Here is an 11141-nt window from a genome sequence, read left to right as displayed (position 1 = left end):
TTCGTCTCCGGGATCGGCTGTTCCTCCCGCTTCCCGTACTACATGAACACCTACGGCATGCACTCCATCCACGGCCGTGCCCCCGCCATCGCCACCGGCCTGGCCGCCTCCCGCCGCGACCTGTCCGTGTGGGTGGTCACCGGTGACGGCGACGCGCTGTCGATCGGCGGCAACCACCTGATCCACGCGCTGCGCCGCAACGTCAACCTGAAGATCCTGCTGTTCAACAACCGGATCTACGGCCTGACCAAGGGCCAGTACTCGCCGACGTCCGAGGTCGGGAAGGTCACCAAGTCGACGCCGATGGGGTCGCTGGACGCCCCGTTCAACCCCGTCAGTCTCGCCCTGGGCGCGGAGGCGTCCTTCGTCGCCCGCACCATCGACTCCGACCGCAGGCACCTCACCGACGTCCTGCGGCAGGCTGCCGCGCACCCGGGCACCGCGCTGGTCGAGATCTACCAGAACTGCAACATCTTCAACGACGGCGCCTTCGACACCCTCAAGGACAAACAGACCGCGGAGGAGGCGGTGATCCGCCTGGAACACGGACAGCCCATCCGCTTCGGCGCCGACCTCGCCCGCGGTGTCGTACGCGACCGGCTCACCGGCGACCTGTCGGTGGTCGACGTGACCTCGGACAACGAGTCCGAGATCCTCGTCCATGACGCCCACTCCCCTTCCCCCACCACGGCGTTCGCGCTGTCCCGGCTGGCGGACCCCGACACCCTGCGCCACACGCCCGTCGGCGTCTTCCGCTCGGTGGAACGACCCGTCTACGACGTACAGATGTCCGAACAGCTGGACACCGCGGTGGAACAGCACGGCGAGGGCGATCTCGCGGCGCTGCTGGCCGGCGGGGACACCTGGACCGTCGTCGGCTGACCTCGGCAACGACGCGGCGGGGCCCGGAGACCACGTCCGGGCCCCGCTTCGCGTTCCGGGCGCACCCCCGCGCCTCAGGGCACACCCGCCACGTCTCAGGTGCGGCCCCCACGCCTCAGAGCGCGGCCCTCACGTCTCAGAGCGCGGCCCTCACGTCTCGCCTCAGACGCGCTTCGCCTCGTCGTAGGCCTCTCTGGCGCGTTCCACGTCCGCCATCCGCCGTTCGGTCCACAGCGCCAGGTCCCGTACCTGACGGGCCGCCTCACGGCCGAGGTCGGTGAGGGAGTAGTCGACGCGCGGCGGGATGACCGGCTTGGCGTCACGGTGGACAAGACCGTCGCGTTCCAGGGTCTGGAGGGTCTGGGTGAGCATCTTCTCGCTGACGCGGCCGATCGCGCGGCGCAGTTCGCTGAACCGGTAGGGGCGGTCGAGCAGCTGGATCAGGACCAGTACGCCCCAGCGGCTGGTGACGTGCTCCAGGACCAGGCGGTACGGGCACATCGCCTCACCGACGACGTACTTGTCCCACTTCTCGCGCGTGCCGGCAGTCCCGGCACCCGCGCCGGGGCGCCCCTCGACCTCATGGGTACTTACTGACATGCAAGTACCTTACTTCAAAGTGGGTACTTTCTTTCAGTTAGCGCACCTCCTAGGGTTAGTGACATCGGAACCCCACAAGGAGATCGCACACCATGAGCATCGTTGTCACCGGAGCCACCGGACACCTCGGCCGTCACGTCGTGACGCAGCTGCTGGAGAAGGTCCCGGCCGAGCAGATCACCGCCGTCGTGCGCGACGAGACCAAGGCCGCCGACTTCGCCGCCGCGGGCGTGAAGATCGCTGTCGCGGACTACAACTCCCCCGAGACCTTCGACGGTCTCTTCGCCGCCGGCGACAAGGTGCTGCTGATCTCCGGCAACGAGTTCGACAAGGGCCGCCCCGCCCAGCACAAGATCGTCATCGACGCCGCCAAGGCGGCCGGCGTGGCCCTGCTGGCGTACACCAGCGCCCCGGGCAGCCTGCACGCCTCGCTGGTGGACGACCACCGCGCCACCGAGGAGGTACTGCTCGCCTCCGGCCTGCCGTACACCCTGCTGCGCAACGGCTGGTACCACGAGAACTACACCGAGAACCTCGCCCCGACCCTGGAGCACAACGCCGTCGTCACGGCCGCCGGCGAGGGCCGGGTCTCCTCGGCCTCCCGTGCCGACTACGCGGCCGCCGCGGTCGCCGTACTGACCGGCGAGGGCCACGAGAACCAGACCTACGAGCTCGGCGGCGACGTCGCCTGGGGCTTCGCCGAGTACGCGGCGGAACTGTCGCTGCAGACCGGCAAGGAGATCGCCTACAACTCCGTGCCCGGCGAGGTGCTCCAGGGCATCCTCACCGGCGCCGGCGTCCCGGAGATGTTCGCCGCGATCCTGGTCGACGTCGACGCGTCGATCGCCAAGGGCGAGCTGGTCGTCGACTCCGGCGACCTCTCCCGCCTGACCGGCCGCCCGACCTCCCCGATCGCGGAGGCGATCACCGCCGCGCTCAAGTAAGCCCAGGTAATCGCAGGTCAGCCCAGGTAACCCCGGGCAGGCCCCGCAGGCCCAGCAAGCCCCGCAAGCGCCGGCAGGCCCCGCGAGCCCCCCGGATGGCGGCGACCCCGGTCTGTCATGACCGTATGCCGATACGGCCATGACAGACCGGGGCGCTCGGCGCTACCTTCATCCCGGTGTGCTGAAGAAACTGGGTGTGAGGAGGGCCGGTGGCCGACATATCGAAGGGTGAGCGACGGACAGGACTGGTGAACGGCTTCGCGGCCTACGGGATGTGGGGGCTGGTCCCCCTGTTCTGGCCGCTGCTGAAGCCCGCCGGGTCGATGGAGATCCTGGCCCACCGCATGGTGTGGTCCCTGGTCTTCGTCGCCGCCGCACTCGTCTTCGTACGGCGCTGGGCCTGGGCAGGTGAGCTGCTGCGGCAGCCGCGCCGACTGGCCCTCGTGGCGGTCGCCGCCGCCGTGATCACCGTCAACTGGGGCGTCTACATCTGGGCCGTGAACGCCGGCCGCGTGGTCGAGGCTTCCCTCGGCTACTTCATCAACCCGCTCGTCACCATCGCCATGGGCGTGCTGCTGCTGAAGGAACGGCTGCGGCCCGTGCAGTGGGCGGCGGTGGGCGTCGGTTTCGCCGCCGTCGTCGTGCTGGCCATCGGCTACGGGCAGCCGCCGTGGATCTCCCTCGTCCTCGCGTTCTCCTTCGCCACGTACGGACTCGTCAAGAAGAAGGTCAACCTCGGCGGTATCGAGTCACTCGCGGCGGAGACGGCGATCCAGTTCCTGCCCGCGCTCGGCTACCTGCTCTGGCTGTCCGGCCACGGCGAGTCCAGTTTCGCCGGCCACGGCGCCGGGCACGCGGCCCTGCTGGCCTCCACCGGCATCGTCACCGCCGTTCCTCTGGTCTGCTTCGGCGCCGCCGCGATCCGCGTCCCGCTCTCCACGCTGGGCCTGCTGCAGTACCTGGCTCCGGTCTTCCAGTTCCTGCTCGGCATCCTCTACTTCCACGAGGCCATGCCCGCCGAACGCTGGGCCGGCTTCGCCCTGGTCTGGCTCGCCCTCGCCCTGCTCACCTGGGACGCGCTGCGCACCGCCCGGCGGTCCGCGCGGGTGCTCGCGGCGGTCTCTCTACCACGGTCGGCGGCCCCGGTCGCGGAGACTCCCGCAAGCCAGGTGTGACCGTCAGAGCCGTCGGCTATAAGTGGGCGGCATGACGCAGACGCCCGCACCCCTGCACTGGAAGCTCGTCGTCGACGCCCGGGACCCGCACGCCCAGGCCGACTTCTGGGCCGCCGCGCTGCACTACGTGGCCGAGGACAACAGCGCGCTCGTCGAACGGCTCCTGGAGCTGGGCGCGCTGCCCGGCGCGGCAGCCCTGGAGTACCACGGGCGAGCCGCCTTCCGTGACCTGATCGCCGTGCGGCACCCGGACGACCCGTACGACGAGGAGCGCGGGACGGGGCTGGGGCGGCGGCTGCTGTTCCAGCGGGTGCCGGAGGCGAAGTCCGGCAAGAACCGGCTCCACATCGACCTGCACGCCGGGGAGGGGAAGCGGGCGGACGAGGTGGCCCGCCTCGAAGCGCTGGGCGCGACGGTGGTGCGGCACGTCTCCGAGCCCTCCGGGGCGTGGACCGTGCTGGCCGACCCGGAGGGCAACGAGTTCTGCGTGCAGTGACGGCGACGCCGTTCAGGCGTTCTGTGCGGCTCGGCGGGCGCGTTCCGTGAGACGGTCCATCCGGGCGTGGGCCGACTCCAGTTCCTCGATGTCGTCCCCTGCCGGGCCGTCCTCGGCGGTGAGCTGCGTCCACAGGTCGATCAGTTCGCGGCCGAGGCGCAGCCCGTGCTCGGGGTCGCGCACCGCCCGCCAGGCGGTCGCCGCGCTCCGTACGTTCCCGTACGCCGCCTCGCCGTCCCGCGCGTGCCGGCGCTGCCGGGCCAGGTCGAGGGAGAGGTGGAAGGCCCGCTCCGGGTCGCCCGCCAGGTAGGAGATGTACGCGGTCAGCTCGCCCAGGTGCAGCACCTCGGTGTGGCCGTCGCCGAGGACCGCGGCGGCCTCTGCGACGGTGCGTTCCGCGAGCTCGGCCGCCGCTTCGATACGGCCCGTCCGGACGGCCTCGTTGATCCGTGCCACCGGCTCTGTCAGCAGCGCGGCCCCTTCGGCCGTCAAGGCCACGGGCTCGTCCCCGAGCACCTCCTCGGCGACCGCGTCGAAACCGCGGGCGGGAGTGGGGGTGGACCGGGGGTCGGGATCCCGGTCGGCCGACGTCTCTTCGGGGACGAGGGCGAGTACGGCAACGGGGACCCGGGCGGTCACGGGAGCCGGGGGCTCAGCCGGTGCCGGAGCCGGGACCTTGGCGGGCCCCGGAGCCGGGATCCGAGTGGGCGCCGGAGCCCGAGCCGGAACCTGAGCCAGGGCCGTCTCAGGTGGTGCCGGGGTGGTCATCACCGGCGGCGGGCCGAAGGCACCGGTGGGCGGCTGGACGGTGCCCGGGGCGGGGGGCAGCGGCGGGGCGGGCAGTACGGGCGATGCCGACCGGACGGGCGGGGCGGGCGGAGTCGGCGGGGCGGGCTGTTCCCTCGGCTCGACGGGCGGGGCCGCCAGCCGTACCGGGTCGCCGGTGAAGCTGCTGGAGCCGTCCAGGTTCACCTGGAGGGGGACGACGTAGCCAATGCGGGTGTCGTGGATGGTGGCGAGGACCGGGCGGCCGGCGCCGCGGGCGAGGTGCTGGAGGTGGTTGAGGACCGCCTGCTGGGGTTCCTCACCGGGGCCCGGGAACAGCGGTACGCCGTCCACGGACGCGGTCGCGCCCGCCACCCGGACATCGACCGGTGCCAGGAGCCCCTCCTGCTGCACTTCCCGCTTCTCCTCGCGGCTGAGTCGGGACATCGGCCCTCATTCCCCCGGCGTCACCATCCGGTCGTACTCCGGTCGTACTCGTGCGTACGATCCAGTCTCGCCGCTCGGCACGGCTCCCACGTCACCGCGACGTCACAGCCTCGCACCAGGAAGTACCGGGAAGCACGGGGAAGCACCGGGAAGCAGGCTCCGGCTAGGCGGTGATGTCCCTCGTCGTGAACCGCGCCCAGGCCGCCGATCCGAACACCGCCGTGTACAGGGCCTGCAGCTCCAGGTTCTTGACCAGGTCGTCCCAGTAGACGGGGTCGCGCACCAGGTCGGCGAAGGACAGCCAGTAGTGGGAGAAGAAATACGGCTGGAGCGCATGCAGCTGAGGGATCTGGTCGAGGATCTGGACGGTGATGAGCAGGCCCACGGTGGTCGCCATCGCCGCGATACCGCTGCTGGTCAGGGTCGACACGAACAGACCGAGGGCGGCGACACCGGCCAGGGACACGGCCACCACCAGGGCGATCAGCAGGGCGCGGCCGAGACCGTCGGCGAAGGATATCCGGGTGCCGGAGATCGTCGTCAGGTCGCCGAGCGGGAAGAGAAGCGCGCCGACGGCGAGCGCGGAGGCGGCCACCACCAGGGTCGCGACCAGGCAGAAGGCCATCGTGGTCGTGTACTTGGCGAGCAGCAGACGGGTACGGCCCGCCGGGGCGACCAGCAGATAGCGCAGGGTCCCCGCGTCGGCCTCGCCCGCGACCGCGTCCCCGGCGACCACCCCGACGGCCATCGGCAGGAAGAACGGGAGGGTCGCGGCCAGTGCCGTGAACACCAGGAACAGTCCGTTGTTGGTGACCTGGGCGATGAACGCCGGGCCCTCCCCGCCGCCGCGGCCGGTCTGTCCGCCGCCCCGGGTCTCGATCCTGACGGAGATCCCGACGAGGATCGGCACCGCCGCCAGCACGCCCAGCAGGGCGAGGGTGCGCCAGCGCCGGAACGTGGTGACGAGCTCGCTGCGCAGCAGGCCGAAGGTCCACAGCGGGCTCGGCCGCCGTACGGCCGCCGTGTCGACGACGGCCAGGTCAGCCTGCGACATCGAAGCCCTCCCCGGTCAGTGCCACGAACGCGTCCTCCAGCGAGGCCCGTTCCACGACGAAGCCGCGGACCCGGACGCCGGCCGTGACGAGCGCCGCGTTCACCTCGGCGAGGTCGCGCTCGGGCGGCTCGCCGGTCACCCGGTCCTCGGCGGCGACGACGTCCGCGACGCCCTGTTCCTTGAGCACCCGCGCCGCCTCCCCCGGGTCCGGGGTGGTCACCACGAGCCGGCCGCGGGCCCCGGCCGCCAGGTCGGCCACCGCACCCTGGGCGATCAGCCGGCCCTGGGTCATCACGGCCGCGTGGGTGCAGACCTGCTCGATCTCGTCGAGGAGGTGGGAGGAGAGGAACACGGTCGTGCCGTCCCCGGCCAGTTCCCGCACCAGGGTACGGATCTCCCGCATGCCCTGCGGGTCGAGGCCGTTGGTCGGCTCGTCCAGGACCAGCAGCTCGCGGGGCTGGAGCAGCGCGGCGGCAAGGCCCAGGCGCTGCTTCATACCGAGGGAGTAGGCCTTCGCCTTCTTCGCCGCGGCGGCCGCGAGGCCCACCCTCTCCAGCGCGGCCTCGACGCGTGCGCGCCGGGTGCGGGGGTCGGCGACCGGGTCGGCGGCGTCGTACCGCAGCAGGTTGTCGCGGCCGGAGAGGAAGCCGTACAGCGCCGGGCCCTCGATGAGGGCACCGACGTGGGGCAGTACGGCACGCGAGGCGCGCGGCATCGGGTGGCCGAGCACGCGGGCGGTGCCCGAGGTGGGCTGGATCAGGCCCATCAGCATGCGGATGGTGGTGGTCTTGCCGGAGCCGTTCGGACCGAGGAAGCCGAAGACGCTGCCCGCGGGGACGGTCAGGTCGAGACCGTCCACGGCGAGCTGTCCGCCGCGGTAGCGCTTGGTGAGGCCGCGGGTGTCGATGACACTCGCTCCCACCGGCGCGTCGCCGCTCGCCGGGTCCCCAGGTGAACCCGGGGCAGCGGGCCCCGGCGGGTCACCACGTCCCGTCGAGTCCCCGGGGTCACCAGGGTCACCGGGGTCACCCGGTTCTCGCTCCGTGGCGGACGGTCGGTCCATCGGCTCCCTCGATTCCTCGTGCGGCAGAGGCTGCTCACCGCACCCGCGCGACTCCGGGCCGGCCCGGACTAGCCCGCGTTCGCCGCCTTCACCAGCGCCGCCTTGTCCACGGCGCCGACGTACACCTTGCCGTCGTCCGTCATCAGGGCGTTGATCAGCCGGGTGGAGAAGACGGTGCCCTTGCCGAACTTGCCGGAGACGGAGTCGCCGAGCGAGCCGAGGAAGCCGCTCAGGACGCCGCCGCCGGAGGCCGAGCCGGTGGGCAGTCCGCCCTTGCTGCCGGTGTCGAGGACGGCTATGGAGTTCCAGCCCTTGCCGAGGACGGTGAAGCCGGACTTGTCGAGGTCCTTGGCGGAGCCGTGGCCGGGTGCCCCGGAGGCCTTGCCGCCCCGGTCCGCCCTGCCGACCTTGTCGTTCTTGCCGGTCTTATCGGCCTTATCGGCCTTATCGGCCTTGTCGGCCTTGTCGCCCTCGGTGACCTTGGCGCCCTTGGGCGGGGTGAAGTCGAAGGTGGAGGCGGTCGGCTTCGCGAAGCTGACCTGGGTGTAGCCGGCGTCGATCACGGCCGCGCCGCCGCTCGACGGGGTGAGCGTGAACTTCAGCGGCGTACCGGTCTTGGCGTCCACCGCGATGCTGATCGCGCCGACCGTCGTACCGGACTGCTTGGGCTTGATGACGAGCCGGTAGGCGTCCCGGCCGGCCACCTGGGCGGTGCCGTCGACCGTCACCGACGTGGTGTCGTCGACCGACTTGAGGACCTCGTCGGCGAAGTCCTTGGGTGTGGCCGGGGTTTCGCGCTGCTCGGCCTTGCCGGAGTCGGCGACGGTGGAGTGGTAGACCTCGTCGGACTTGCTGTCATAGCCCCACACGTCGGTGCCGTTGTGTATGAGGCTGTACTCGGCGCCGCTCTCCAGCACCGACACCTTCTGCTTCTCGGGGCCGTCGACGGCCACCCGCAGGGTGTGTGTGCCGGAGGCCAGCTCGGTGAGCTTGCCGGCCGGGTCGGCGGACGAGCCGTCGCCGCGGCCCTGCGTCGCACCGGACAGCAGGCTGCTCTCCAGACCGCCGAGGTCGGGCAGGCCGAGGTCGGTGCTGATCTTCACGGTGCCGGACAGCTGCTGCACGTCCGACTTTGCGATCTTGTCGATGAGCTGCTGCGCGGTGATCTTGGGCAGGTCGGGGTCACCGGAGTCGGCGAGTGCCGGGACCAGGCCGATCGTGGCCGCGGCCACGCCCACCACCGCGACCGGGACGACGTACCGCGCGGCCTTGCGCCGCCGCTCGGCGCGCAAATCGTCGCGCAGCTCTTCGCCTGCCTGCGCGGCCTCCGTGCTGTCGTCGGATTCGTACGGTGCCATGTGTGCCTTACCTCCGTCGTCGGCGGCGGCCGTCCTCGCAGGTGTCCCACCCTGAGCCGCCATTCTCACCCGAATCGGTGAGCGGTGGTGATTTCCGTGGTTTCCATCTCACCAAATCGGAGGCGGGCAGGCGTCAGCCCACGGAGCCAACTCCGCGTACACCTGCGGTATGACACAAGGGTGGAGGCGCCCTCACCGACCCGTAGGGGTCGCGCGGCGAAAGCGCCTCCTGTCACGCGCCGTGTCCGCCCAGCGCCGCACGAGCACGGGGTCCGCCCGGCAGGGGACGCCTGCGACGGCACCCGGGGTGCAGGAGCCGCCGGGGCGACGAAGGAGTGGCGGACGGACAGGGCCGCCGACGGGACGCGCCCCTGGTCGGACTCGGTCCGGCATTGCGACCTGGGTCATGCGACAAGGGCCCGCCGGGGACTACCGGGGACTACCGGGGACTATCCGGCCCGGTGCACCACCGCGTCGCACAGCTCCACCAGCGCGGCCTTCGGGTCGCACTCAGGCAGCGGAGCCAGCGCGGCGCGTGCCTCCTCCGCGTACCGGACCGCGTCCCGGCGGGCCAGCTCCAGCGCCGGATGCGCCCGCAGCGCCGTCAGGGCCTCCGCGTGCCGCGCGTCGTCCGTGAGGTCGGAGTCCAGCAGCTCGCACAGGGCGATGTCCTCGGCAAGCCCCGACCGGGCGGCGATCTCCCGCAGTCGCAGCACCGGAAGCGTGGGCACGCCCTCGCGGAGGTCGGTCCCCGGGGTCTTCCCTGACTCGTGGGAGTCGGAGGCGATGTCCAGGACGTCGTCGGCGAGCTGGAAGGCGACACCGAGCCGCTCGCCGTACTGGGTGAGGACGTCGACGACCGTCTCGTCGGCGCCGGACAGCATCGCGCCGAAGCGGCAGGAGACGGCGACCAGCGAGCCGGTCTTTCCGCTGAGCACGTCGAGGTAGTGCTCGACCGGGTCACGGCCGTCCGACGGGCCCGCCGTCTCCAGGATCTGGCCGGTCACCAGCCGTTCGAACGCGAGGGCCTGGACCCGGACCGCCTCGGGGCCGAGGTCGGCGAGGATCTGGGAGGCGCGGGCGAAGAGGAAGTCGCCGGTGAGGACGGCGAGCGAATTGCCCCAGCGGGTGTTGGCGCTGTCGACGCCGCGTCGCACGGCGGCCTCGTCCATGACGTCGTCGTGGTACAGCGTGGCCAGATGGGTGAGTTCGACGACGACGGCCGACGGCACGACACCGGGCGCGTACGGGTCGCCGAACTGCGCGGCGAGCATCACCAGCAGCGGGCGGAACCGCTTGCCTCCGGCCCGCACGAGGTGCTGCGCGGCCTCCGTGATGAACGGGACCTCGCTCTTGGTGGCTTCTAGCAAGCCTTCCTCGACAGCCGTCATTCCGGCCTGGACATCGGCTTCCAGAGCCTGGTCCCGCACGCTCAGCCCGAACGGCCCGACGACGGTCACGAGGGGTCTCCTGTCTGCTGGTGTCTACTGGCGATTACGCGGTTTGTCGATAGGTCGCTGCCCTCACTCAAGTCAGCGTATCCGGTCAGGTTTCGATCACCGATAGCGCCCACGGTTACACCCCGGGCGCTATCGGATCACGACCGTTATGTTTTTGATCAGCCGATACGACCTGACATCCACTGACTTAACAGGAAGTGCGGACCGTTGTCCCGAACCGGGGCGTTGGTCGTGTCCCGCACCAGGACCCCGCCCCTCCGGTCGGCGTCACCTGGCCGGGCGTACCCCCTCGCCGCCCACCGAAGCACGCCCACCGAAGCACGCAGACGCCCCCGCACTCCGCAGCGCCCCGCGACAGAGGTGCCGCCTTCTCGGCGAACCCCGTGCCCCTTCCTCGGCGTGACGCGTTTCACGTGCACACCCGGCGGTCCAACTTCCCGGCCGGGTCCGGCCGGTGGCACGCGCGCGTACCCGGCGATTTCGAAGTTGACGGCGGACACACCGGCGAGGCACCCGATCGAGCGAACGGGACCGCCACCGGCACGCCTTCGCGTCACTACGCCGCCCCACACCACCCCCGATTTCGCATAATGTGATAATTCGGACTCAACATCCAAATCATACGCATTAGCCCGCACTTCATCACACGCAGGCGGGGACAATCCCAGCAAAACGAGGACGCGGAGTTATTCCGCCGAATCAGGAAAAGGGAGATTCCGCGCGCCCATCATGTCCGATTTGCGGGATATTGCGGATTCGTGAAGTAGGTCACGCGGGCCCGAATGGCGCGAAGTCACGGAGAGGCCTCCCTTCCCTTTCCCTGCGGGCCAGTTGAGGGTTGGCAGGCGCAAAGGATCAAGTACCCCATACGCCTCAGACCAAGGTCAATCGGTGTGT

General features: G+C 71.0%; 10 protein-coding genes. 4 read left to right on the top strand and 6 right to left on the bottom strand.

Features of this window, described 5'->3' with window-relative positions:
• A partial coding sequence (locus IEZ11_RS32500) for a 2-oxoacid:ferredoxin oxidoreductase subunit beta (protein WP_189266516.1) occupies positions 1–882 on the top strand: 882 nt, incomplete at its 5' end.
• Positions 883–1044: 162 nt separating this feature from the next.
• On the opposite strand, the gene IEZ11_RS32495 is transcribed toward IEZ11_RS32500, so the two are convergent.
• Positions 1045–1383: a winged helix-turn-helix transcriptional regulator gene (locus IEZ11_RS32495; protein ID WP_189266533.1), complete on the bottom strand. Its 339-nt coding sequence runs from the start codon at positions 1381–1383 to the stop codon at positions 1045–1047.
• A 191-nt stretch (positions 1384–1574) separates the two neighbouring features.
• Between IEZ11_RS32495 and IEZ11_RS32490 the strand changes: the two genes are divergently transcribed.
• The 3 genes from IEZ11_RS32490 (at position 1575) to IEZ11_RS32480 (ending at position 4097) form a co-directional block, all read left to right on the top strand.
• A complete protein-coding gene (locus tag IEZ11_RS32490) occupies positions 1575–2426 on the top strand; it encodes an SDR family oxidoreductase (protein WP_189266515.1) in 852 nt (283 codons plus the stop codon).
• Between the two features lie 209 nt (positions 2427–2635).
• Entirely contained in the window at positions 2636–3601 is a 966-nt protein-coding gene (rarD, locus tag IEZ11_RS32485; protein WP_189266514.1) for an EamA family transporter RarD, read from the top strand.
• Between the two features lie 31 nt (positions 3602–3632).
• A complete protein-coding gene (locus IEZ11_RS32480; protein WP_189266513.1) occupies positions 3633–4097 on the top strand; it encodes a VOC family protein in 465 nt (154 codons plus the stop codon).
• 12 nt (positions 4098–4109) lie between these two features.
• On the opposite strand, the gene IEZ11_RS32475 is transcribed toward IEZ11_RS32480, so the two are convergent.
• From IEZ11_RS32475 to IEZ11_RS32455, 5 genes are all read right to left on the bottom strand, one after another.
• Positions 4110–5309: a tetratricopeptide repeat protein gene (locus tag IEZ11_RS32475; RefSeq protein WP_189266512.1), complete on the bottom strand. Its 1200-nt coding sequence runs from the start codon at positions 5307–5309 to the stop codon at positions 4110–4112.
• Between the two features lie 163 nt (positions 5310–5472).
• Positions 5473–6363 carry an ABC transporter permease gene (locus tag IEZ11_RS32470; protein WP_189266511.1) on the bottom strand — a complete coding sequence of 297 codons (891 nt, stop codon included), beginning with the start codon at positions 6361–6363 and terminating at the stop codon, positions 5473–5475.
• Positions 6350–7426 carry an ABC transporter ATP-binding protein gene (locus IEZ11_RS32465; RefSeq protein WP_189266510.1) on the bottom strand — a complete coding sequence of 359 codons (1077 nt, stop codon included), beginning with the start codon at positions 7424–7426 and terminating at the stop codon, positions 6350–6352. Before IEZ11_RS32465 ends, IEZ11_RS32470 begins: the two co-directional genes overlap by 14 nt.
• Before the next feature lie 68 nt (positions 7427–7494).
• Complete coding sequence (locus IEZ11_RS32460) at positions 7495–8784, bottom strand: LolA family protein (RefSeq protein WP_189266509.1); 1290 nt, start codon at positions 8782–8784, stop codon at positions 7495–7497.
• A 449-nt stretch (positions 8785–9233) separates the two neighbouring features.
• Positions 9234–10244: a polyprenyl synthetase family protein gene (locus IEZ11_RS32455; protein ID WP_189266508.1), complete on the bottom strand. Its 1011-nt coding sequence runs from the start codon at positions 10242–10244 to the stop codon at positions 9234–9236.
• Between the last annotated feature and the right edge of the window lie 897 nt (positions 10245–11141).

Origin of the sequence: Streptomyces fuscichromogenes, from assembly GCF_014645815.1 — a bacterium.
Lineage (GTDB): Bacteria > Actinomycetota > Actinomycetes > Streptomycetales > Streptomycetaceae > Streptomyces > Streptomyces fuscichromogenes.
This window is presented reverse-complemented; position numbering and strand designations above follow the sequence as displayed.